Raw genomic sequence first — 23791 nt, 5'->3', positions numbered from 1 at the left:
GACAAAGCCGCCGTCAAAATATACTGTATACAAATTAATATCCATATCTTTCTATATCCTCTCTTCTGGGTTGTTCTGCCAGCGTGATCGGACTGCCATGTACGAATATCCCGAAGCACTCAGAAAGCTGGTTGAGCAGTTGATGAAACTGCCGGGTGTGGGCAGAAAAACCGCTGACCGGCTGGCGTTTCATGTGGTCCATATGGCCAGACATGATGCTTTGCAGCTGTCCGAGGCTATCCGTGACGTGAAAAACCAGCTAACCCTGTGTTCGGAGTGCCAGAACTTAACCGACGTTGATCCGTGCCCCCTCTGTTCCCGCGCCGGCCGCAATGCAGAGCAGCTGTGTGTCGTGGAGTTCCCTGCCGATGTGAGTGCCATTGAAAAATCAGGGGCATTTACCGGCCGATATTTTGTTCTTCATGGAACCGTGGCGCCTCTCCAGGGCGTTGGGCCGGAGGACCTGCGGCTCGACATCCTGAAAAGTCTGGTTATTCACCGACGAATTCAAGAGGTCATTGTCTCAACCAACCTTACCGTTGAGGGTAATGCCACTGCAGCCTGCATCGCTGATCTTCTGCGGCCTCTCAATGTTCAGATAACCCGGCCTGCCTGCGGTTTACCGGTGGGGGCGGATTTTGAATATATGGATCCGGTGACCATTGAAAAATCGATTCTTGGGCGTTGCAGATTATAGTCTGCAGTGACAATTGTTCAACCAGAATGGCAAAAGCCCGGCAACGGATGCAACAGGCAAAATCCTGTTTGCGGAGTTCCTGGCGGGATAGGATTCAGTAACGAATTCCGGGATTGCAAGGAGAACATTCATGATTGAAGTCAGAGTTCACGGAAGAGGCGGGCAGGGCGGAGTAACATCGGCGGAAATGCTGGCCATAGCTGCCATCAACGAAGGGAAATATGCCCAGGCATTTCCCAGTTTTGGGCCAGAGCGGCGGGGGGCGCCGGTTGTTGCCTTTGCCCGGGTAAGCGAAACAAAAATTCGCAATCGCACCAAGGTTTATGCCCCTGATATCGTTGTTGTCCTTGACCCTTCCGTCCTCAAAATAGTCGATGTTGAAGAAGGGCTCAAAAGGGATGGTCTGCTGGTGATAAACAGCGGCAAAACCATTGAAGATCTACGGCGGGAATTCGGTTTTAAGACGGCCATGGCCCAGGTGGATGCCTCCAGCATAGCGATGGAGGAGCTTGGCCTGCCGATTACCAATACCACCATGCTGGGGGCCCTGATAAAGGGCTGGGAGATTATTCCGGTGGAAGCCCTGGTTGCTCCTTTGGAAGCCCGGTTTGGCCGCATTGCCCCTCGTAATATAAAGGCCATGATGCGGGCCTACGAAGAAACGATCGTGGCAGGAAAGGAGTAGGACGATGGCCAAAAATTTCAATGAAATGACGTGGAAAGAATTTGATATTGCCTTTATGGTGACCAATCCCGGCTGTTCAGCTGACTATCGGACCGGGGATTGGCGTTCGCAAAAGCCGGTTACCGACAAAAGCAAATGCATCAAATGTGGCGTTTGCTATCTGGCCTGTCCCGATGATGCCATCAGGCTGGCTGCGGATGGCACCTATGATTTTGACTATGATCATTGCAAGGGTTGCGGTATCTGCGCCACCGAATGCTGGACCGGTTGCATCAGCATGGTAGAGGAGGAGAAGTGATGGCAAAACGAATCGGAATCGAGGTTTCGCTGGCGATCAGTGAAGCGGTGAAGTTGGCTAATGTGGACGCCATCGCTGCCTATCCGATCACCCCTCAAACCCATATAGTGGAGCACCTTTCGGAGCTGGTGGCTGATGGTGAGCTGCAGGCGGAGTTCATTCCGGTGGAATCGGAACATTCAGCCATGAGTGTTTGCGCCGGCACTTCGGCAGCCGGAGCAAGAACCTATACGGCAACCAGTTCCCAGGGACTGGCGCTGATGAATGAGATCCTCTTTATTATCCCGGCCATGCGGTTGCCGGTGGTGATGACGATTGCCAACCGCTCCCTGTCGGGTCCGATCAGCATCTGGAACGACCACAGTGATCTCATGAGTGTGCGGGATACCGGCTGGATTGCCATTTTTGCTGAAAACGGCCAGGAAGCCTTTGACCTGACCCTGCAATCGTTCAAGATTGCCGAAGACCACCGGGTCATGCTGCCCATCAGCGTCAATATTGACGGATTTACCCTCAGCCACGTTATCGAACCCCATGAGTTTCTCGATCAGGCGGAGGTCGACAGCTTTCTGCCACCCTATGAGCCCCTTGTCCAGCTCAATCCCGACAAACCGGTCAGTATGGGAATGGTGGGGATTCCGGAGATTTACTTTGAAGCCAAGAAGGCTCAGGATATGGTCCTGATTGAGTCGAAAGCGGTCATTAAGGAAGTATTCAAGGAATTTGGTGAAAAGTTCGGCCGCTATTACCATGTCATTGAATCATATCGAACCGACGATGCTGAAACCCTGCTGATGACCATGGGCAGCATCAGTGAGACGGCCATGGAAGCCATTGACATCATGAAGGATGAGCAGGGCAGGAAGGTTGGTCTGATTCGTCTGCGCCTCTGGCGGCCGTTTCCCCATGAAGAGCTGCGGGAACTGCTCCGGGGAGTAAAAACCCTGGCAGTGGTGGACCGGGCGGTATCCTTTGGCAGTCCCGGTGGGCCGGTTGCCACCGAGGTTCGTTCTGCCTTGTATAATAGCGAGAATGCCCCCTATGTGGCAAGTTTCATTGCCGGTCTTGGGGGTCGGGATGTGACGATCGAGCACTTTACGACCATGGTGGACATGGCTGAGCGGATGGCTGAGCAGCGTGAAGTTCACGAATACAAGATGATAGGAGTAAGGGAATAATGGATGCCTTAAATGTATATGCGGCTAAGATGGCACCTCAGCAGGAATCCCTGGCCAATGGCCATCGAGCCTGTCAGGGCTGTGCTGAGTTGCTGGCGGTGCGGTTGGTGGCCAAAACCCTGGGGCAGGATTTTATCATCGCCAACGCCACCGGCTGTCTGGAGATCGTTACCTCATCATACCCCCATTCGGCATGGAAGGTGCCCTGGATTCATGTGGCTTTTGAGAATGCTGCCGCCGTGGCTTCAGGGGTCGAAGCCGGCATTAAAATCCTCAAGAAAAAGGGTAAGTATCCGGTTGATCGGGAGATTAAGATCATCGCCCAGGCTGGTGACGGCGGCACGGTGGATATCGGCCTGCAGGCCCTTTCCGGTGCGTTGGAGCGGGGACATGATTTCATGTACCTGTGCTATGATAACGAAGCATACATGAATACTGGCATTCAGCGGTCAAGCTCAACTCCCTATGGGGCATCAACAACCACCTCACCCTCCGGCAGCGAGAGTATTGGCCAGGTGACCATGAAGAAAAATGTGGTCGAAATCGCCGTTGCCCATGACATCCCTTATGTTGCCACCGCCTCCCCCAGCTATCCTTTTGATCTGATGGAAAAGGTGCGCAAAGGGGCGGAGGCTAAAGGACCGGCCTATATTCATGTATTGGCTCCCTGCCCCACCGGCTGGCGACTGGCGCCAAATCTGGCTCTTTCCATTGGCCGCCTGGCGGTGCAGACCAAGGTATTTCCGCTGTATGAAGTGGTAAATGGCCAATACCGGATGACCGTATCATATAAAAACCACCGTCCGGTGGCTGATTATCTGAAGCCCCAAGGCCGGTTCCGGCACCTGAAGGAGGCTGATATTGCATTTATTCAGCAGCATGTGGACAGTTCCTATGACCGGCTGTTGAAAAAAATTGAAATGAGTGAGGGCTAACCATGGAAACTACGGTACAATCTCTTATCGCCAAATATGGCGCAGATCCGGCACAGATTATTGCCATGCTTCAGGATCTCCAGAGTGCCAAACGCTATCTTCCAGTGGAAGACCTTCGGGCCCTGGCTGAATCACTGGCAATTCCCCTGGCCCGGATTTACCGCATTGCCACCTTTTTCAAAGCCTTCAGCCTGGAGCCGAAAGGGGAACATATTATCAACGTGTGCATGGGGACCGCCTGTCATGTGCGCGGCGCCGGCCGGATTCTTGATGAGCTTAAGCGCCAACTGGGTGTCGAGCAGGGTTGTACGACCGATGATCAGCACTTTTCCCTGGAAACGGTCAACTGCCTGGGTGCCTGTGCTTTGGGGCCGGTGGTGGTGGTTGATCAGGAATACCACGGTGACATGCAAGCTGGTCAGGTCAAAAAACTGGTGGAACAGTATCGTTAATCGTATGTGAAAGCTGAAAAGGATTTTTCCCATGAAAAAAATAGCATCATTCCAGGAACTGGAAGCCTATTGCCAGGAATGTGTCGCTGCCCGGGACCCTCAAAGGACAGTGATTACCATTTGTGCCGGTACAGGCTGTCAGGCCCACGGGTGTACTAATGTTGTGGCCGCAGCGCAGCAGGAGCTGGAGAAACAGGGGCTGGTGGATGTGGAACTGAAGGCCACCGGCTGCCACGGTTTTTGTGAGCAGGGCCCGCTCATGGTTATCCACCCCCAAGGGGTTCTCTACCATAAGGTGAAGGTTGACGATGTTCCCGAGGTTATCGCTAAAACGGTCAAGGGTGGCGAAGTGATCGATGCATTGCTCTATGCCTTGCCCAGCACCAAAGAAAAGATTGCTCTGGAGCAGGATGTCCCGTTTTACAAGCTGCAGAAACGCATTATTTTTGGCAGCAACGGTTTGATCGATCCCACCAGTATTGATGATTACCTGGCCATTGGCGGTTATCGGGCGCTGGCTAAGGCTCTTGCCGACATGACGCCGGGCGGCGTGGTGGAGGAAGTGAAGAAAGCTGGTTTGCGAGGCCGTGGCGGCGGTGGTTTTCCCACCGGCCGTAAATGGGAATCAACCCTGAATGTCGCCGGCGAAACGAAATATGTCATCTGTAATGCCGATGAGGGCGATCCCGGTGCCTATATGGACCGCAGTTTGCTGGAAGGGAATCCTCATTCGGTTATTGAAGGGATGCTCCTGGGTGCCTATGCCGTTGGAGCAACCGAAGGATATGTGTATGTGCGGCATGAATATCCCCTGGCGGTTGCCAACCTGACCATCGCCATTGATGTTGCCAGGCAGGCCGGTCTGCTCGGGGAGCGTATTCTTGGTAGTAATTTCAGTTTTGATATCAAAATCAGCCGCGGTGGCGGTGCTTTTGTCTGCGGTGAATCGAGTGCGTTGATTGCTTCCATTGAAGGACAGGTGGGCGAGCCCCGGGCCAAACATATCCATATGGCTGAAAGCGGATTGTGGGGTAAGCCGACGGTGTTGAATAATGTCGAGACCTGGGCCAACGTGCCGGTTATTATTGCCAAAGGGGCAGACTGGTTTCGTAGCATCGGCACGGAGGGCAGTCCCGGCACCAAGATTTTCTCGTTGGTGGGGAAGGTTAATAACACCGGTCTGGTTGAGGTGCCCATGGGTATCAGCCTGCGGAAAATTATTTTTGATATCGGTGGCGGCATCCCGGGAGGTCGGGCGTTTAAAGCGGTCCAGACCGGCGGGCCTTCCGGCGGTTGTATTCCTGAAGAACATCTTGATCTGCCGGTCGACTTTGATGAATTGAGCAAGGTTGGTTCGATGATGGGTTCCGGTGGCATGATTGTGATGGATGACCGGACCTGCATGGTGGATGTGGCCAAGTATTTTGTTAATTTTCTTAAAGGTGAATCCTGCGGTAAATGTACAACCTGTCGCGAAGGTATAGCCAGGATGTATGAAATTCTCGATAAGATTACCCGAGGTGAGGGAGAACTGACTGACCTTGAACTGCTCGAAGAGCTGGCGCCGGTGATCCAGGAAGGCTCCATGTGTGGCCTGGGGAAAACGGCTCCCAACCCGGTACTCAGTACGTTACGTTATTTCCGGGCTGAATATCTTGCCCATATCAATGATAAAAAGTGTCCGGCCGGGGTCTGTAAAGAGCTGATCCGTTTTGAAATTGATCCCGAAGCCTGCACCGGGTGCCATAAATGCGCCCGGGTTTGTCCGGTTGAGGCTGCCCATGGTAAGAAGAAAGAGGCCCATGAGATTGACCAGGAAAAATGCATCAAGTGCGGTATGTGCTATGAAGCCTGTAAGTTTGATGCGGTGAAAATTATTTAATCAGTTCTGTATCCCACTGACGGTAAAGGGGAATGATGATGATTGAGATAACAATAAACGGGAAAAAGGTGCAGGTGGAGAAGGGAACGACGATCCTGGAAGCGGCAACCGCCAATCGGGTTCGGATTCCCACGTTGTGCCACCATGAACTCCTGGAGCCTTATGGTGCCTGTCGACTGTGTCTGGTGGAAGTGGTGAAAAACGGCTGGCGCTCGCTTGCCACATCCTGCAATTACCCCATAACCGGCCCCATTGAAGTGGAGACGGATACCGAAAAAGTGCGCAGTGCAAGGCGCATGGTGCTGGAGTTGCTGTTGTCCCGCTGCGACACCTCGCCGCGCCTGAATCAACTGGCGGCCGAATATGGCCTGACGGAATCACGTTTTTCACTCAACTATGACGATTGCATTCTTTGCGGTCAATGCGAGCGGGTGTGCCGGGAGGTGGTTGGTGCCAACGCCATAACTTTTGCCAATCGAGGCGTTGAGCGGGTTGTGGTTCCTCCCTTTGGTGAGGAAGCTGAATTCTGCATTGGCTGCGGGGCCTGTGTCTATGTCTGCCCTACCAATGCCATCCGGATTCAGGAAGATGGTGATGAAAAAATTATTGACCGTTGGTCGCGGGTATTGAAGCTTAGAGCCTGCAGTGAGTGCGGGGTGGAATTTGCTCCTGATTTTCAGCTCCGCTATCTGCAACAGAAATATGATTTGGCGGCGGATTTTTTTGATCTATGCCGCGACTGCCGGGCAATGCAAAAGTAGACAGTTTGTTCAACGTTCTACGGTTGAAAAGGTGGCTGTGGTTCCTTTGGGGGAGCAATAGTCGCCTTTTTTCATCGTTTTACGACAATCTTATGTGTGCCTGGTTATGGCGAGGCGATGCCGGGATAGCTTGCGTGCAGAACCGGAGCGTCGGAGGAAGATCAAGAATGGTAGAAAATTTGGAAAAAGGTGGTCTGTCCAGCCGACAGGATGGTCGCGATGCTGGACAGTTGCGGACGGTGAATTTTCAGCCGGGCTATCTGGATTATCCTGCCGGGTCCGTCCTGGTAAGTATGGGCAGCACCAGGGTTCTCTGTGCGGCCACTGTGGAAGAGTCTGTTCCCAGGTTCCTTAAGGGGAAGGGCAGCGGCTGGCTGACGGCGGAATATGCCCTGCTGCCTTGTTCCACCCATAGCCGCAGCCAGCGGGAAGCAAGCCGGGGAAAGCAGGGCGGCAGAACGATGGAGATTCAGCGCCTGATCGGCCGCAGCCTGCGATCTATTGTCGATCTGGAAAACCTTGGTGAGCGGACGATCTGGATCGACTGTGATGTGTTGCAGGCTGATGGTGGAACCAGAACCGCCTCCATTACCGGAGCATACGCAGCATTGGGTTTAGCCTTGCGGCAGCTCCGTGAGAGTAAAAAGCTGCCTGGTAAGGTTCCTCTCAAAGACAGTCTGGCGGCGATCAGTGTTGGTCTAATCGATGGTATGCCACTGCTCGACCTTAATTACCAGGAAGACTCTGCTGCTGAGGTTGATATGAATGTGGTCATGACCGGCAGCGGCAGGTATGTTGAGGTTCAGGGTACCGCCGAACGAGCCCCTTTTGCTGCCGATGAACTGCAGCAGATGCTGGCCATGGCCCAGCAGGGAATAGACGAGCTGATCGGTCGGATGAATAGGGCTGTTTTTGGCGGCGAACTCGAATCGCTGCTCCAGAAAAGTTGAAAAAAACGTTGCCATGATGCCGCAGGATATTGTTGTTGCCACGGGCAACCAGGGAAAATTGCGGGAAATTCGCCAAGTGCTGGCTGATTTGCCGGTTGACTTGCTGTCATTGCAGAATTTTCCAAACCTGAAGATGCCTGTTGAAGATGGTGATAGTTTTGCCGCCAATGCCCGCCTGAAGGCGGAGTATGTGGTTCGGAAAACCGGCAAGTGGGTTCTGGCCGATGATTCCGGTCTGGTTGTTTTTCATCTCGGTGGTGAGCCGGGAATCTATTCCGCCCGTTACGCCGGACCTGATGCTGGAGACCAGGAAAACAATCAGTTGCTCCTGGCCAGGATGCGTGGTGTTCCTGCGGCACAACGGGCAGCTGAATTTGTGTGTGTGCTGGTCCTGGCGGCGCCGACCAAAGAGATATTCACGTTTGAAGGGCGATGTCAGGGGCGTATTGCCTACGGCCTGCGAGGAGATGAGGGGTTTGGTTATGATCCTCTTTTTCTTCTGCCGCCAGACTTCACGGGTACCATGGCCGAAATCAGCCTGCAGGAAAAACAGCAGATCAGCCATCGAGGTCGGGCACTGCTCCAGCTGCATGACTGGCTGCACAAGTGCACCTCAAGCAGAAACTCCCTGGATTGAGGAGCAACCGGTTCGGCCACTGATATGCTGCCGGGCTCAGGTGGGCATGCACCCGGGGGGCAGAGGCGAGCTTGAACCAGACTGCTTTATGGGCCGGTGGTGGTGATGTTTCCCATAATAACCATAATAAAAAAGAGTTGACAAAAGAGTGGTAAGCAATTATACGGTTGCCATTAGCGATTTTTAATAGACGGGATTTGGTAGTTTACCCCAGCCAGCATAGTATAACGCCCGACACTCATATTCCTTTCTCGTATCGTTCATAATCATACATATAGGGCTGCATATCGGCAGCGTGTTGTGAATAACCATTTTCGTATGGGAACAATCCTGCCCTGCTGATCTAAAACCTGACGGAAAAACCTTCCATCCTTACGAATACTATACATCAGCACATACCTTGCATAGAAAGCATGCCTATGGGTTTGCAGGTTGGGCGACCGTGGCTGCCTCACCGTTCAAAAATACTGTTAAAAACAGCATACTGTTTGCTACGCAGTTTCAACCAAAACAGAGGAACGTTGAATGAATTTAAATGATCTGAAAACCAAAAAAATTTCTGACTTGACTGCAATGGCCAAGGATTTGAAGGTGGAAGGTGCCGCCGGAATGCGCAAGCAGGACTTGATTTTTGCCCTGCTCCAGGCCCATACTAATAAAAATGGCGCCATTCACGGCGAAGGGGTGCTGGAAATTCTTCCCGATGGATTTGGTTTCCTACGGGCTCCCGACTATAATTACCTGTCGGGTCCCGACGATATTTATGTTTCACCATCGCAGATTCGACGCTTTAATCTGCGAACCGGCGATACTGTTTCCGGACAGATTCGTTCGCCGAAAGAGAGTGAACGATATTTTGCCCTGTTGAAAGTACAGGAAATCAATCATGAAAATCCCGAAGTGGCCAGGGATAAAATTCTCTTTGATAATTTGACCCCCCTCTTTCCTGAAGAGAGGCTGATGCTCGAACGGGAAAGTGACAATTATGCCATGCGGATGATGGATCTCATGACTCCCATCGGCAAAGGGCAGCGGGGGCTGATTGTTGCACCGCCGCGGACGGGCAAAACAGTGCTGTTGAAAAACATTGCCAATAGCCTGACCAGCAACCACCCTGAAGTTACCTTGATTGTTCTGCTTATTGATGAACGGCCGGAAGAGGTCACCGATATGCAGCGGTCGGTGAATGGCGAGGTTATCTCTTCCACCTTTGATGAACCGGCTCAACGCCATGTGCAGGTGGCTGAGATGGTGATTGAGAAAGCCAAAAGGCTGGTCGAACACAAACATGATGTGGTTATTCTTCTTGACAGTATTACGCGGCTGGCACGGGCGTATAATACGGTGGTGCCTCCCAGTGGTAAAGTCCTTTCAGGCGGTGTAGATTCCAATGCGTTGCATAAACCGAAGCGTTTTTTCGGGGCGGCAAGAAATATCGAGGAAGGTGGTTCCCTGACAATTATCTCAACGGCCCTTATTGAAACCGGCAGCCGGATGGATGATGTTATTTTTGAGGAGTTCAAGGGAACCGGCAATATGGAGCTTCATCTGGATCGTCGCTTGGCTGACAAGCGGACGTTTCCGGCCATTGATATTGGTCGTTCAGGAACCCGGCGGGAGGATCTGCTGATGAGCAAACGCGACCTGCAGTTGGTCTGGATTTTGCGCAAGTTTCTCCAGCCCATGGGGGTGGTGGAAAGCATGGAGTTTCTCCTGGAAAAAATGGAAGGAACCAAAAATAACGCCGAGTTTCTTGATTCTATGCACCAGTGACGCCGGTGCCTTCGGCAAAGATGACAACAGATGACGTCCTGATGGAAAAAAATAATTGACAAAAACAGCTGGTTCCGGCTACTTTCACCTTTCGCATCCATATAAGGATGCCGGAAGTCCAGTGACAAGGAGGTTCAACGCGTTTTATGAAAAAAGATATTCATCCCAAATATGATACCTGCAGTGTTTCCTGTGCCTGTGGCAACAGTTTTGAGACCCGCTCCACGATTGATGAGATCAAGGTTGAAATCTGTTCAGCGTGTCATCCATTCTATACCGGCAAGCAGAAGTTTGTTGATAGCGCCGGTCGCATAGAAAAATTCCGTCGCAAATACGCTAAACCCGGGAACTGATTGTTGCAGGTCACCGTTCTTGCTCATACTGTTGACCCTGAGCAGGTTGTGGCCATGGCCGCCAGGTTATGCTATTCGCCGGAGGGCATTGATTCTCTTCGCTTGAGCGATGCTGCAGATGACCGGCAACTGATCGAGAAAATCCTCAATCTGGGGCACTACTCTGTACTGGAGCATGCTTCCTTTACCATCGGTATTGAGGGGGTATCCAGAGCGCTCTCACATCAGCTTGTCCGCCATCGGATTGCCTCATTTTCGCAGCAGAGTCAGCGCTATGTTGCCTTTGATGGCGGCTTTACCTACCAGATTCCGCCATCCATTGGCGGTGATGAGGCGCTGTGCCAGGAATACAGGGAAACCATGGCTGGGTTGGCCAGCTTTTATGGCCGACTCCGGCAACAGGGGGTTCCAGCTGAAGATGCTCGGTTTGTATTGCCCAATGGAGCCGACACCCGGTTGGTGATGACCATGAATGCCCGGGAGCTGCGCCATTTTTTTCGCCTTCGATGCTGCCGCCGGGCTCAGTGGGAAATAAGAGCCCTGGCTGTGGAGATCCTCCGCCAGGTAAGGAATATATCTCCCCTGCTGTTTCGAGATGCCGGTCCGGCCTGCCTAGCGGGGCCCTGCCCGGAAGGAGCTCTGAGTTGTGGTGAAGCCAGCGTTGTCCGGCAGGAGTTTGACGTTCTTCAGTGATAGTCTAGATTGGGTTTATGCGGTAGGCTGGAAGATTTCCTTTCAGGTGTTTCGGCCGCTGCTGAATCAGTGTTTATTGCGGGCAGGGTATGGGCACCCTGCCCGTTGTCTTTCTGCCATCAGCCTTTTTCATTCCAGGTGCTGTCCATAGGTTGTGCCTGCGGTTAAGGCTGTTGGGAGTATCCCGGCCTCTTATTGTTATAAGTCTTTGCTAAGGTCATTGGTATGTTTTCCAAGCTGCATGAAGTAGAAGAAAGATTTTTCGAGCTGGAACGGGAAATGATGGTTCCAGAGGTTGCCGCAGATCCTAAAAGGTATCGCGAAAAGGCCAAGGAAGCGGCCGACCTCCGGCCGCTGGTTGAATGTTACCAGCAGTACAAAAAAGTAGTAGCTGAACTGGCTGAAAACCAGGAGGTGCTGCAGGGAAATGATGAAGAGCTGAAAGAGCTGGCCCAGGAAGAGCTGCCGGGCTTGACCAGAGAGAAAGAATCTTTGAATAAAAAGCTGCATTTCCTGCTGCTGCCCAAGGATCCCAATGATGAAAAAAATGTTGTCCTGGAAATTAGGGCGGGCACCGGCGGTGATGAGGCAGCCCTTTTTGCCGCCGACCTGTTTAGGATGTACAGCCGGTATGCGGAACAGCAGAAGTGGAAGATTGAGATTCTTAGCCAGAGTTTTACCGGGGTGGGCGGATTCAAGGAAATTATTGCTTTGCTGCAGGGACAGCGGGTCTACAGCCGGTTAAAATATGAAAGCGGCGTCCACCGGGTGCAGCGAGTGCCAACAACCGAATCCCAGGGTCGCATTCATACGTCCGCAGTTACGGTGGCCATCCTGCCGGAAGCAGACGAGGTGGAGCTGGACATCAATCCCAATGATCTTCGTATCGACATCTACCGTTCGTCGGGACCCGGGGGACAAAGTGTCAATACGACCGACTCGGCCGTTCGGATTACCCATATTCCCACCGGCCTGGTAATCTCCTGCCAAGACGAAAGATCACAGCATAAAAACAAGGCAAAGGGAATGAAAATTCTGAAAGCCAAGCTGCTGGACTTGAAGCAGCAGGAGCAGCACGACCTGATTTCCGCTGACCGGCGGCAGCAGGTGGGGTCCGGCGACCGCAGTGAGCGGATAAGAACCTACAACTTCCCCCAGGGACGGGTAACCGACCATCGCATTGGCTTGACGCTCCATAGGCTAGATCAGGTGATGGCTGGTGATTTGGATGAGGTGATTGACTCTCTGGCGACCCATTTCCAGGCGGAGGCCTTGAAGGCTGGCCAAGAATGAGCGACCTCTGGACGGTTATCAGCCTGCTTGGCTGGGCAGCCCCATATTTGGAAAAACATGGCGTTGCCACGCCGCGGCTGGATGCGGAACTGCTCTTGGCCAGGGTTCTGGCATGCAGGCGTCTCGATCTTTACCTCCACCATGACCGGCCCCTGTCTGCCGATGAGTTGGCAGCCTTTAAAAAGTTGCTTTTGCGGCGACGACAGCGTGAGCCGATTGCCCATATCCTGGGTGAACGGGAGTTCTGGTCGTTGCCCTTTATGGTCTCCCCCGATGTCCTCGTGCCGCGGCCGGAGACGGAACATCTGGTTGAAGCAGCTGCTGAGATTCTGACAGACTATTATCCTGACGGGGGCTCGGTGGTCGATTTCGGGACCGGCAGCGGTGCCATTGTTCTTGCCTTGGCCAACCAGTTCAAAGAGAAGCAGTGGTATTCCTGGCTGGGTATTGATTTGAGTTCCAAGGCGGTTGCCGTGGCCAAAGAGAATGCCCGACGGCTCGACTTGCCGCAGGTGAGGTTTGCTGTTGCCGATCTGCGCCAGATCAAGCCCGCTGCAGGAGAAACGTGGGATGTAGTGCTGGCTAATCCACCCTATATTCCCACAGCTGATCTGTCGTCGCTGTCGCCGGAGGTTTGCAGGGAGCCGCGCGCAGCCCTCGATGGTGGTCAGGATGGCCTGGACTATTATCGTGCCTTGAGCCGCCGGGCAGCTGAACTGCTGGGTGGCTGTGGTTTTATGATTGTTGAAGTGGGTGACCGGCAGGCGGCAGCGGTATTGGCACTGTTGGCCGAGCAGCATCCCGCTGCACTGTACACCAAGCGTGACTTACGCGGCATTGAACGGGTTGTGGTAGGCAGATGGACACCATAATAGTCAGGGGTGGGCAAAAACTGGCCGGGGAAGTGGTCGTCAGCGGGGCAAAAAACGCTGCACTGCCGATTCTTGCAGCATCATTGCTGGTTTCTGAGGGGCGAAGCAGGTTTGCCAATATTCCTTGTCTGCGGGACATTGCGACGATCAGCAGCCTCCTTGAAACCATGGGTGCCGAACTGCTTGCCGATGGTGAACGGCTGGAGATTGATACTTCAGGCATTACTTCGTGGGAGGCACCCTATGAGCTGGTGAAAACCATGCGGGCCTCAATTCTGGTTCTCGGTCCTTTGCTGGCCCGCTTCGGTGAAGCCCGGGTTTCATTGCCGGGTGGTTGTGCCATTGGTGCCCGGCCGGTGAATCTCCATATTCACGGGCTTGAAATGATGGGAGCCGACATTACGGTGGAGCACGGCTATATCCATGGTCGGGCGGCGCGTTTGCATGGTGCAGATATAACCTTTGACCTGCCGACGGTTACCGGGACGGAGAACCTGATGATGGCTGCGACCCTGGCCCGGGGAACCACTGTGCTGCGCAATGCCGCCCGGGAACCAGAAATTATCGATCTGGCCAACTGTCTGCAGGGAATGGGGGCCCGGATATCCGGTGCCGGCACCGCCACTATCAGCATAGAGGGGGTCGAAAAGCTCCGACCGGCTGATTATGCCGTCATGCCGGATCGTATTGAAGCTGCAACCTTTATGATCGCCGGCGGACTGACCGGCGGTAAGGTTATTATTAAAAACTGCCCCCTGGGGGTGATGGGTGCTGAGGTCGGCAAATTGCAGGAAGCGGGCCTTAAGATTACCCCTGTTGGGGAGGTTGATCCCCGTTTGCCTCATCATGGTATTGATGTGCAGGTAGCCGCCGGTCGGCCGCTCTGTGGTTTTGATGTTAAAACCATGCCGTTTCCCGGTTTTCCCACCGATGTTCAGGCCCAGATTATGGTTCTTGCTTGTCTGGCGGCTGGGACCAGTGTTATTACGGAAACGGTCTTTGAAAATCGCTTCATGCATGTCTTTGAGCTGCAGCGGATGGGTGCTGATATTGAGCTGGAAGGGCGTAGTGCGATTATTAAAGGGGTGACAATGCTTTCCGGGGCGCCGGTTATGGCCTCCGATCTGCGGGCCAGTGCCAGTCTGGTGCTGGCTGGCCTGGCAGCCGAAGGAGAAACGCGTATTTCGCGGGTCTATCATCTTGATCGTGGCTATTTTCAATTTGAAAAGAAACTTCAGTCCATGGGTGCCGATATTTGGCGGGTGCCTGCCGGCGCGTGACGAGTGAGGAAAGGGAGACATTATGACGACGGTTACTGTTTTTGAAAGCTCTGCCGCCGCTTTTCAGCCTTTTTTTCAGCAACTATGCGAACGGAATCCCGAGCTGACCCGGGAAGCGGAACAGACAGTCGGGGAGATCATCGACCGTGTCCGTCGGGAAGGGGATGCGGCCCTGTTCGATTATACCAAAAAATTTGATGGACTTGACCTTGGGGTGCTGCCGGCGGAAGTCTCGCCGGCCGAAATGGACGCGGCGCTTGATTCCTTACCCCCTGAAAAAGTGGCGCATCTCAAACTGGCCATTGAAAGGGTTTCCCGCTACCATCAGCGGCAAGTCCAGCAGTCTTGGTTTGACGATCATGAAAGTGAGATTCTACTGGGGCAGAAAGTAACTCCCCTTGATCGGGTTGGGGTCTATGTGCCCGGCGGCAAGGCGTCCTATCCCTCCTCGGTGCTTATGAATGTACTGCCGGCCAAAGTTGCCGGCGTTGATGAGGTGATCATGGTTTCTCCGGCACCCAAAGGATATAATCCGTCAGTGCTGGCGGCGGCCCGCATGTGTGGTGTTGATCGGGTGTTTCGGATAGGTGGTGCCCAAGCGGTGGCGGCTCTGGCTTATGGTACGGAAAGCATTCCGGCCGTAGATAAAATTGTCGGTCCCGGCAATATCTACGTGGCTTTGGCAAAACGTCAGGTTTTTGGTCGGGTTGGCATTGATATGGTCGCCGGTCCCAGCGAAATTTTAGTTGTTGCTGACCACTCCGCTAGACCTGCCTGGATTGCCGCTGACATGCTGTCCCAGGCTGAACATGATGAACTGGCGGTGGCGGTGCTGATGACCCCCAGCCAGGAGCTGGCGGCGGCCGTCAAGGAACAGCTCAAGCTTCAGCTTGAAAAACTGGATCGACGGGAGATTGCCGGGAAGTCTTTGGCCGACCAGGGAGCGATCATTATTACCCGCTCCCTCGATGAAGCCTTGCAGTTGGCTAATCGTTTTGCCGCCGAACATCTTGAACTGGCAGTTGCCGATCCCATGGCGGCCATGACCGCAATCAGGCATGCCGGGGCAATTTTTCTCGGGCACTATACCCCGGAGGCGCTGGGCGATTATCTTGCCGGACCCAACCACGTTTTGCCCACCGGGGGTACGGCGAGATTTTCGTCGCCTTTGGGTGTCCATGACTTTATTAAACGATCCAGTGTTTTGTCGTTTACCCATCGTTCACTGGTTGCCTATGGGCGACCGGTTCAGGACCTGGCCCGGATGGAAGGGTTGCAGGCCCATGGCCGGGCCGTGGGCTTGCGGATGTCTAATCTCCAGGAGGAAACAGAAGGATAAGGCTATGACTGAGCAGAATCGGCAGGCAAAGGTGGCCCGCAAGACGGAGGAAACGGATATCCGTCTGGCGTTGGTGCTGGATGGACAGGGAATGACGCGTGTTGTTTCCGGCATTCCCTTCATGGATCATATGCTGACGTTGTTTGGTCGTCACAGTCGTGCAAACCTGGAGGTGACCGCCGTTGGCGATCTCGAGGTTGACTTTCACCATACGGTTGAGGATCTGGGCATCTGCCTGGGGCAGGCTCTTGCCCAGGCGCTGGGTGATGGCGGTGGCATCACCCGCTATGGACAGGCGACTATCCCCATGGACGAAGCCCTCTGTTCCGTTGCCGTTGACCTTGCCAAACGACCGAACCTGACCTTTAATGTGCCTCTTGTGGTGGAGAAGGTCGGCGAACTGGATACCGAATTGATGGAAGAGTTTTTTCGGGCTTTTTCGAGCCACAGCGGCATGACCCTGCATATCAACGTTCACTATGGCAAAAATCAGCACCATATCTTTGAAGCTGTTTTCAAAGCCTTGGCCCATGCGCTGCGTCAGGCTTGGCAGCCCGATGCCGCCCTAGCCGGCTGGCCCCTGAGTACGAAAGGGATGTTATGAGATGATTGTCATTGTCGATTATGGTATGGGGAATCTGCGCAGTGTTCAGAAGGCGGTGGAAAAAGCCGGTTTTGCCGCTGAAATTACCCGTTCTGCCGGGAAAATTGCTGATGCCCGGGGCATTATTCTGCCCGGGGTTGGGGCATTTAAGGATTGCATGGAAAATCTGGATCGCTACGCCCTTATCCAGCCGGTCCTTAACAGCATTGCGGCGGGAAAACCTTTTCTGGGTATTTGTCTGGGGTTGCAGGTGCTTTTTTCTGAGAGCCAGGAATTTGGTGCCTATCCCGGCCTTGATGTCGTGAAAGGCTCCGTGGTGCCGTTTTCCCATCAGATGCCGGATCCCGATGTCCCCGGAGCCTGCCTGAAAATACCCCATATGGGTTGGAATGTCATCAGGAAGCAGGGTGAGGTCCCTCAACTGCAAAAGGTTGCCGATGGAGACTATTTTTACTTTGTCCATTCCTACTATGTTATTCCTGATGATCCGGCAGTAATTGCCACCACTACTGACTATGGGATTGATTTTGTTTCATCGATCCATAAGGATAATATCTTCGCAACCCAGTTTCATCCAGAAAAGAGCCAGCAACGGGGCTTGCACATTCTTGAGGCTTTTGGCAAACAGGTTGGTTCGTAACCTGCTGATTGCGGGCTGACAAACGAAGCAGGATGGTTTACGAGGGGGAAGCGGTATGATAGAACAAGGAGTGTTGAAGCGGTGGTGGCTGCTGGGTCTGGCCATCATAGGCATGCTGTTCTGGCTGCCATCGTGTGTTGCCAAGGGGGTCATGGTTACGCCGCTTGAGCCTGAGGTGCGTGCCTATCAAAGGGTCGCTGTTTTGCCTTTTCACGCGGCGGGCAGCAAGGGCAACATTCAGACAATTACCACCTGTCAGTTGTCTGATCGCGATATCAGATGCGAGCAGGTGGCCAGTGACATCGGCATGATCACCGCAACCTCGATGGCCAGAGAAATAGCTATCTACGGCTTGCACCAGGTTGTTGAACCTCAGCAGGCACTGACGGTTATTCCTGATCTGGGCAAGATTCCCGTAGTGGAGATTGGTCGACGCTTGCATGTAGAGATGCTCATTTTTGGCACTATTACCCGCTATCTTGAGCGCGTCGGGGGGCCTTATGGTGTAACCCGGCCGGCGTCGGTGGGTTTTGAGGTTTTTCTGGTTGATGCCCATTCCGGTAAAAAGGTTTGGTCCGGTACTTTCTACCATACCCAGCAGGAGCTGAGTGAAGATCTGACTGCCCTTGGCTCGTTTCTCCAGGGCGGAGGAAAATGGCTGACGGCCGGGGAACTGGCGGATGTGGGGATTGCCAGGCTGGTGCAGCAACTCCCGGGATTAAAAGGGAAGAGGATCCGATAAAATGTTGATTATTCCTGCGATTGACTTGAAAGATGGCAACTGCGTCCGCCTCCGCCAGGGGCGGCTGGATGACGATACGCTGTTTTCCACCGATCCGGTGCAGATGGCGGAGCATTGGCAGGCTGAAGGGGCCCGTTATCTCCATCTGGTTGATTTGAATGGGGCTTTTGCCGGCCACCCGGTTAACCGGGAAGTGATTGCCGCCATTGTCCGGACATTGACCATTCCCTGTCAGCTGGGTGGTGGTATCCGTTCCCTGGCAATCATCGAGGACTACCTCAACCTGGGTCTCGACCGGATTATTCTGGGGACGGCAGCGGTTGAACAGGAGGATCTTGTAGCTGAAGCGGCCCGCCTTTTCCCCGGCCGGATTTGTGTCGGCATTGATGCCCGGCAGGGCATGGTTGCCACCCGTGGCTGGGCCGAGGAAACAGAACTGAAAGCGGTTGATCTGGCCAGGAAGATGCAGGACCTTGGGGTTGCCGCCATCATTTACACCGATATCATGCGGGACGGGATGCAGACCGGCGTTAATGTAGAAGAAACCGGTCGGCTGGCGGCGGCACTGGAGATCCCAGTGATCGCCTCCGGCGGGATTGCTTCCCTTGCTGACCTGGAACAGCTGTTGACGGTTGAAGCTCAAGGGGTGGTGGGGGCGATTACCGGGCGGGCCATTTATGAGGGCACACTCAATTTGCGCGAAGCAGTAGCGCTGACTGAAGGATAAATCGATGCTGGCAAAACGGATTATTCCCTGTCTGGACGTGAAAGACGGGCGGGTGGTGAAAGGGGTTAACTTCGTCGGGCTTCGGGATGCCGGTGATCCCGTGGAAGTGGCGGCCATGTATGATGAGCAGGGAGCCGACGAGGTGACCTTTCTTGACATTACCGCTTCCAGCGACCAGCGGGATATCATCCTCGACGTGGTGCGCCGGACCGCCGAGCAGGTTTTTATTCCCCTGACGGTGGGTGGCGGCATCCGCACCCTTGATGATATCCGTGTTCTGTTGCAGGCCGGGGCCGACAAGGTGTCCATCAATACGGCGGCGGTCAAACGGCCGGAATTTGTGCTGGAGGCTTCCCGGCGGTTCGGCAGCCAATGCATTGTGGTGGCCATTGATGCCAAGGCCAGATCTATTGGCGGTTGGGAAGTGTATATTTACGGCGGCCGGACACCCACCGGCATTGATGCGGTCGAATGGGCCAGGAAGATGGAAAGCTATGGGGCGGGAGAAATTCTGCTTACCAGTATGGATCGCGATGGAACGAAAGATGGCTATGATCTGTCATTGACCAAAACGATTGTGGATGCCGTTGATATTCCAGTGATTGCCTCCGGCGGTGTTGGTACCCTGGAACATCTCTATGACGGTTTTGCCAAAGCCAACGCCAGTGCTGCTTTGGCGGCTTCCATTTTTCATTATCGGGAATATACCATCGGCGAGGCAAAATCTTTTTTGCACGAGCGGCATATCCGGGTTCGTGACGTTTGAACCGCTGCCGTTAAGGTATGTTTTCCAGCTGGCTGCAGGCGCTTCCAGAGCCATGACCGTTTGTCAGGACAGGAAGGACATCATTAGGATCAAGAAAGGCAGGCAGAAAATGAATTTGAAAGAACAGCTTACTGAAGATATGAAAACGGCGGCCAAGGCCAAAGATAAAGTCCGTTTGTCAACGATCCGCATGGTACGTGCCGATATCAAGAATAAAGAGATTGCTCTGCGCCATGAGCTGGCCGATGGAGAGATCATGAAGCTGCTGGCCACGTTGGTGAAGCAACGCAAAGAATCCATCGGTCAGTTTGAAAAGGGCGGCCGCGACGATTTGGTGGCCAAAGAGCAGGCCGAACTGGAAGTCCTGGCGGCCTATCTGCCGGAACAGCTGGATGAGGCCGAGGTTGAAGAGCTGGTGAAGGCGGCCATCGCAGAAACCGGCGCCACCAGCAAAAAGGATATGGGATTGGTGATGCGGACGGTGATGGCCCGTGCCGGCGGCCGGGCAGACGGGAAAATTGTCAACCGCCTGGTTTCCAGCCTCCTTCCCTGACCGATCAATGGAACATCATGCCGCGCGGGTACTTGATTTTGCCGGGATAATCCGGCTGGTTGCCCGGCATGCCATGACGCCCCGGGGAAAGGCGGCCTGCCAGTGCCTTTTTCCCCTTTCTGCCGCCTCCTTTGCCGGGCTGTCTGCGGGCTTGTGCCAGGTAGTCCTTTTTATGGATCTGGTGGGGGAATACGGGAGTGTTCCCCTGGGCGGCATTCAGGATCTTGGGCCAGATCTTCAGCGGATCCGGATTGAAGATACCTACCTGCTGCCGCATTCCCTGCTGGTGTTTGCCGAAACATTCCGCTGCCTTGACAATGTAAGCCAGTTTGCCGCCGTCCTTGATGAACCCTTTGTGCCGTTGCGGGAGCTGTTTGACGGCATCAGCTCCTTCAGGCCGCTGATGGAACTGATCAACAGCTGCATTGATGACCAGGAAGGGATCAAGGATGAGGCCAGTTTTGCCCTGGCTGACATCCGACGGCAGATCAGGACGACCCGTCAGAAGGTGCAGGCGATTCTTGCCAACCATCTTGACAATCCTGCTTTGCAGCCGATCATCCAGGATCATCTGGTGACGGTGCGCAACAATCGTTATGTCATTCCGGTAAAACCCAACTTCAAAACGTTTTTTTCCGGCATCATCCACGACCAATCCCGGACCCACATGACCTTTTTTGTCGAACCGGTTGAGACCATCGGTTTGAATAATACCTTGGGCATTCTGCGCAAGGAGGAGCAGGAAGAGGAGATTAGAATCCTCAAGATGATTGCCCTCCATCTGCGCGCAGAGCGCCAGCAGATAATGGCGGTTTTGGAGCGGGTGTTTCATCTTGATATGATCCAAGCAAAAGCCCTCTTTGGCCGGGAAACCGGCGGGACATCCCCCCGACTGGCTGCCGACTGGTCCGCGGGATTTTCCCTGCAGCAGGCCCGTCACCCCCTGCTGGTTGCTGAAAAAACAGCCGCAGAGGTGGTGCCGGTGGATATCATTTTTGCCCCCGGCATTCAGGGGCTGGTCATTTCCGGGGCCAACACCGGCGGTAAAACGGTGACCCTGAAAACCCTGGGACTCATCAGTTTTATGGCTCGCTGCGCTCTGCCGCTGCCCGTTGACCGCGAGAGTGTCGTGCCCTTGTTTTGCCAGGTATTGGCGGATATCGGTGATGAACAGAGTATCAGCGAAGACCTCAGCACCTTTTCCGGCCATTTGAAGAATATTGACGCCATTCTTGCTGACTGCAATGAACGCACGCTGGTGCTTTTTGATGAACTGGGAGTTGGTACCGATCCCCAGGAAGGCTCTGCCCTGGCTCTGGGAATCCTTGATGAACTCCATGACCGTCAGGCGGCTTTCGTGGTGACGACCCACTACAACAATGTCAAGGCCTATGCCTATGAGCGTCCGTGGATCGAGAGTGTCGCCGTATCGTTTGATTCCCAATCGATGAAGCCGCTCTACAGGCTCCATTACGGGGTTCCCGGCCTGAGTAATGCCCTGAATATTGCCCAGCGTCTCCAGGTGAACAGAAGCATTATTGATAGGGCTCGTTCATATCTGGATCGGGAGCATGATCAGGTGGTCATGCTGGCCGAAAAACTGGAAAAGCGGTTGGCGCAGGTGGATGTCAAGGAACGGGAGCTTTTTCGCCTGAAACAGCAAGCCTATCTGCTGGAGGAGGAGTGCCGCAAAGAGCGGGAGCGGCTGCTTGAGGCGCGTGAGAATCTTCGCCAGACTGCCACCCGCCAGGTGGCGCAGATCACCCGTCAGGCTGAAGACAGGTTTAAAGAACTTTTGGCTATCCTTGAAGCCCAGCGTCGTGAGGGGGTAAGCAAGGAGATGAAAACCGGTGCCCTGCGCCATGATTTTTCCCTGATGAAAAAGCAAGTGGGTGATCTGCTGCCCGAGGCGCCCCCAGCAGCACCGCCAACCCCTGTACCTTTGGCGGAACTGCTGCCCGGGGTTCGCGTCCGGCTGGCGGGAACCAGCCACCCGGCCGAGGTTGAATCTGTTGATCAACAGAAAAAATTGGTGACCGTTTCTCTGGGAGGTAATCTGAAGGCCAGTCTGCCATTGAAAAAAATAGTCGCCATTATTGGCAAATCACCTACCGGTCGCCTGGGCCAGGTCCGGGTAAGATCATCATCACCGGGCGACATTCCCTTGACCCTCAACTTGATTGGCAAGCGGGTTGAAGAGGCCCGGGAAGAACTCATGCGTTATCTTGACCAGGCGGTGCGGGCCAACATCCAACAGGTAGAAATTGTCCATGGTTTCGGAACTGGCCGCCTGCGGGAGGGCGTCCATGAATTATTGCGGGAGATCCATTATGTTTCTGACTTCTACCATCCGTCCGGCAATGAAGGCGGCAAGGCAGTGACGGTGGTAAAACTGGCTGGTGAATAAAAGAAACAAAAAAATCTTGACTTTCCCGACTGTTTTCCCTATAAAAACAGCCTGCTTCACTGTTCCCTGGTAGCTCAATCGGCAGAGCGGGTGGCTGTTAACCACTAGGTTGGCGGTTCGAGTCCGTCCCGGGGAGCCAGATGCCTCAAGGCCGTTTCTCATATGAGAAACGGCCTTTTTTTGCAACATGGCCACTAATAACTTGTCTGCCCTATATACGTAACAAATTCGCAGAGAATATTAAGTTTGAAAGCATGGCTATTTAGTTGAGCTTCATAGTGGCAATCTTAACTTATTACACCCTCGCGTTCTCTGGGGATTTATGACATGAAATGAAAAAAGGGCAGGGTATGGAGACCCTGCCCTGTAGTAAAAATTGATAGTGGGAATTGATTAAGCTTTCTTCCTGGCCCTTATGCCGATCAGTCCGGCAAGTCCAAAACCCATGAGGAGGATTGTCGAGGGTTCAGGAACAGGGGCAACATCACCAGTCAATTTCAGGTCAAAAAAGGTGGCTCCGCCATGATCTTCTGCCAACACCTGAATTATATTGTCTCCAGGGGAAATAAAGCCAAGTGTTGTCAGAGGCAACGTATATTCCCAATAAGCAGTATAACCTTCTGCATTCTGTTTGGCAACTTGCTGGCCATTGATGAAAACCATAAATCCATTATCAGAAGCAACATTGAGCGTTATGGGTGCCTCAAGTAACCCATCAATATTGAAGGTTTGTTGGAGTGCCAAATCTGTATTTGCTGCCCAATAAGTATTGTAGGAGAGAGAATACGGATTACCAAAAGCAGCATCTCCCGTTTGCCATACTATGCTAGTAGTATCCCAATCAAACGAATCGTAACCGGCAGTAGCCCAGCTTGACCATAAATCATTATTGAGAACGGAATATTGCCATGTAGAACCTTCGTCAACCAAGGTGGTAGGAATCGCAAATGCTGTTCCTGCTACACTTAGCATAAAGAACGCAATTGCCATCACTGTAAGCTTTTTTTTCATTGTAATCTCCCCTCCCATTGTTTTCATTTCGCCTCAGAGGCCATCCTGTCAAAATATAATTTTAAGGTAAATTCTCCCCATAATGTAATATTTTTCCACTAAATCCGCTGTGCCAAATTTATACTGCAGAGTCTATGCCAATAGTTTCAAGTCAGCAGATTTAGTAATTTATTAATTGACTTGACAGTCTAAAGTTTTTAGAGGGTTAAGCCGCTATTTTCACTAAATCAGGCTTGATTTTACTGCGTTTGTTACGAATTATT

The 23791-nt window shown here is 53.3% G+C and carries 25 protein-coding genes and 1 tRNA gene; 25 read left to right on the top strand and 1 reads right to left on the bottom strand.

Annotated features, from left to right (window positions below):
* Window positions 1-97: 97 nt before the first annotated feature.
* From recR to JXO50_09505, 25 genes are all read left to right on the top strand, one after another.
* Window positions 98-697: a recombination protein RecR gene (gene recR / locus JXO50_09625; protein MBN2333348.1), complete on the top strand. Its 600-nt coding sequence runs from the start codon at window positions 98-100 to the stop codon at window positions 695-697.
* A gap of 130 nt (window positions 698-827) precedes the next feature.
* Window positions 828-1382, top strand: coding sequence for a 2-oxoacid:acceptor oxidoreductase family protein (locus JXO50_09620; GenBank protein ID MBN2333347.1), 555 nt, complete (start codon window positions 828-830; stop codon window positions 1380-1382).
* Window positions 1383-1386: 4 nt separating this feature from the next.
* Window positions 1387-1680: a 4Fe-4S binding protein gene (locus tag JXO50_09615; protein ID MBN2333346.1), complete on the top strand. Its 294-nt coding sequence runs from the start codon at window positions 1387-1389 to the stop codon at window positions 1678-1680.
* A complete protein-coding gene (gene porA / locus JXO50_09610) occupies window positions 1680-2858 on the top strand; it encodes a pyruvate ferredoxin oxidoreductase (protein ID MBN2333345.1) in 1179 nt (392 codons plus the stop codon). The genes JXO50_09615 and porA overlap by 1 nt, the downstream gene beginning before the upstream one ends.
* Window positions 2858-3793, top strand: coding sequence for a pyruvate synthase subunit beta (locus tag JXO50_09605; protein ID MBN2333344.1), 936 nt, complete (start codon window positions 2858-2860; stop codon window positions 3791-3793). The genes porA and JXO50_09605 overlap by 1 nt, the downstream gene beginning before the upstream one ends.
* Before the next feature lie 2 nt (window positions 3794-3795).
* Window positions 3796-4245, top strand: coding sequence for an NAD(P)H-dependent oxidoreductase subunit E (locus JXO50_09600; GenBank protein ID MBN2333343.1), 450 nt, complete (start codon window positions 3796-3798; stop codon window positions 4243-4245).
* A 31-nt stretch (window positions 4246-4276) separates the two neighbouring features.
* Entirely contained in the window at window positions 4277-6127 is a 1851-nt protein-coding gene (locus JXO50_09595; GenBank protein ID MBN2333342.1) for a 4Fe-4S binding protein, read from the top strand.
* Between the two features lie 32 nt (window positions 6128-6159).
* Window positions 6160-6888 (top strand): (2Fe-2S)-binding protein, encoded by a 729-nt coding sequence (locus JXO50_09590; protein ID MBN2333341.1) that lies wholly within the window; start codon window positions 6160-6162, stop codon window positions 6886-6888.
* 167 nt (window positions 6889-7055) lie between these two features.
* On the top strand, window positions 7056-7838 hold the full coding sequence (rph, locus tag JXO50_09585; protein MBN2333340.1) for a ribonuclease PH: 783 nt from the start codon (window positions 7056-7058) through the stop codon (window positions 7836-7838).
* 16 nt (window positions 7839-7854) lie between these two features.
* On the top strand, window positions 7855-8475 hold the full coding sequence (locus tag JXO50_09580; GenBank protein MBN2333339.1) for an XTP/dITP diphosphatase: 621 nt from the start codon (window positions 7855-7857) through the stop codon (window positions 8473-8475).
* Between the two features lie 525 nt (window positions 8476-9000).
* Window positions 9001-10248 (top strand): transcription termination factor Rho, encoded by a 1248-nt coding sequence (rho, locus tag JXO50_09575; GenBank protein MBN2333338.1) that lies wholly within the window; start codon window positions 9001-9003, stop codon window positions 10246-10248.
* Between the two features lie 146 nt (window positions 10249-10394).
* Entirely contained in the window at window positions 10395-10601 is a 207-nt protein-coding gene (rpmE, locus tag JXO50_09570; protein ID MBN2333337.1) for a 50S ribosomal protein L31, read from the top strand.
* 3 nt (window positions 10602-10604) lie between these two features.
* Window positions 10605-11294, top strand: a complete 690-nt coding sequence (locus JXO50_09565) for an FAD-dependent thymidylate synthase (protein MBN2333336.1) — start codon at window positions 10605-10607, stop codon at window positions 11292-11294.
* A 225-nt stretch (window positions 11295-11519) separates the two neighbouring features.
* Window positions 11520-12587 (top strand): peptide chain release factor 1, encoded by a 1068-nt coding sequence (prfA, locus tag JXO50_09560; GenBank protein ID MBN2333335.1) that lies wholly within the window; start codon window positions 11520-11522, stop codon window positions 12585-12587.
* Complete coding sequence (gene prmC / locus JXO50_09555; GenBank protein MBN2333334.1) at window positions 12584-13459, top strand: peptide chain release factor N(5)-glutamine methyltransferase; 876 nt, start codon at window positions 12584-12586, stop codon at window positions 13457-13459. Before prfA ends, prmC begins: the two co-directional genes overlap by 4 nt.
* Window positions 13447-14739, top strand: a complete 1293-nt coding sequence (gene murA, locus JXO50_09550; GenBank protein ID MBN2333333.1) for a UDP-N-acetylglucosamine 1-carboxyvinyltransferase — start codon at window positions 13447-13449, stop codon at window positions 14737-14739. Before prmC ends, murA begins: the two co-directional genes overlap by 13 nt.
* A 22-nt stretch (window positions 14740-14761) precedes the next feature.
* Window positions 14762-16078, top strand: a complete 1317-nt coding sequence (gene hisD, locus JXO50_09545; GenBank protein ID MBN2333332.1) for a histidinol dehydrogenase — start codon at window positions 14762-14764, stop codon at window positions 16076-16078.
* 4 nt (window positions 16079-16082) lie between these two features.
* Window positions 16083-16682, top strand: coding sequence for an imidazoleglycerol-phosphate dehydratase HisB (gene hisB / locus JXO50_09540; GenBank protein MBN2333331.1), 600 nt, complete (start codon window positions 16083-16085; stop codon window positions 16680-16682).
* A 1-nt stretch (window position 16683) separates the two neighbouring features.
* The gene (gene hisH / locus JXO50_09535; protein ID MBN2333330.1) at window positions 16684-17322 is read left to right on the top strand and encodes an imidazole glycerol phosphate synthase subunit HisH; all 639 of its coding nucleotides are present in this window, start codon (window positions 16684-16686) and stop codon (window positions 17320-17322) included.
* Between the two features lie 55 nt (window positions 17323-17377).
* On the top strand, window positions 17378-18064 hold the full coding sequence (locus tag JXO50_09530; protein MBN2333329.1) for a hypothetical protein: 687 nt from the start codon (window positions 17378-17380) through the stop codon (window positions 18062-18064).
* 1 nt (window position 18065) lies between these two features.
* On the top strand, window positions 18066-18791 hold the full coding sequence (hisA, locus tag JXO50_09525) for a 1-(5-phosphoribosyl)-5-[(5-phosphoribosylamino)methylideneamino]imidazole-4-carboxamide isomerase (GenBank protein ID MBN2333328.1): 726 nt from the start codon (window positions 18066-18068) through the stop codon (window positions 18789-18791).
* Window positions 18792-18795: 4 nt separating this feature from the next.
* Complete coding sequence (gene hisF / locus JXO50_09520) at window positions 18796-19557, top strand: imidazole glycerol phosphate synthase subunit HisF (protein MBN2333327.1); 762 nt, start codon at window positions 18796-18798, stop codon at window positions 19555-19557.
* Between the two features lie 109 nt (window positions 19558-19666).
* Window positions 19667-20110 carry a GatB/YqeY domain-containing protein gene (locus JXO50_09515; GenBank protein ID MBN2333326.1) on the top strand — a complete coding sequence of 148 codons (444 nt, stop codon included), beginning with the start codon at window positions 19667-19669 and terminating at the stop codon, window positions 20108-20110.
* 7 nt (window positions 20111-20117) lie between these two features.
* A complete protein-coding gene (locus JXO50_09510; GenBank protein ID MBN2333325.1) occupies window positions 20118-22517 on the top strand; it encodes an endonuclease MutS2 in 2400 nt (799 codons plus the stop codon).
* Between the two features lie 63 nt (window positions 22518-22580).
* Window positions 22581-22656: transfer RNA gene (locus tag JXO50_09505), tRNA-Asn, on the top strand.
* 254 nt (window positions 22657-22910) lie between these two features.
* On the opposite strand, the gene JXO50_09500 is transcribed toward JXO50_09505, so the two are convergent.
* Window positions 22911-23528: a PEP-CTERM sorting domain-containing protein gene (locus JXO50_09500; protein ID MBN2333324.1), complete on the bottom strand. Its 618-nt coding sequence runs from the start codon at window positions 23526-23528 to the stop codon at window positions 22911-22913.
* Between the last annotated feature and the right edge of the window lie 263 nt (window positions 23529-23791).

Source organism: Candidatus Anaeroferrophillus wilburensis, assembly GCA_016934315.1.
GTDB lineage: Bacteria > Desulfobacterota > Anaeroferrophillalia > Anaeroferrophillales > Anaeroferrophillaceae > Anaeroferrophillus > Anaeroferrophillus wilburensis.
The sequence above is the reverse complement of the archived record's forward strand: the minus strand, read 5'-3'. Positions and strand labels throughout refer to the sequence as shown.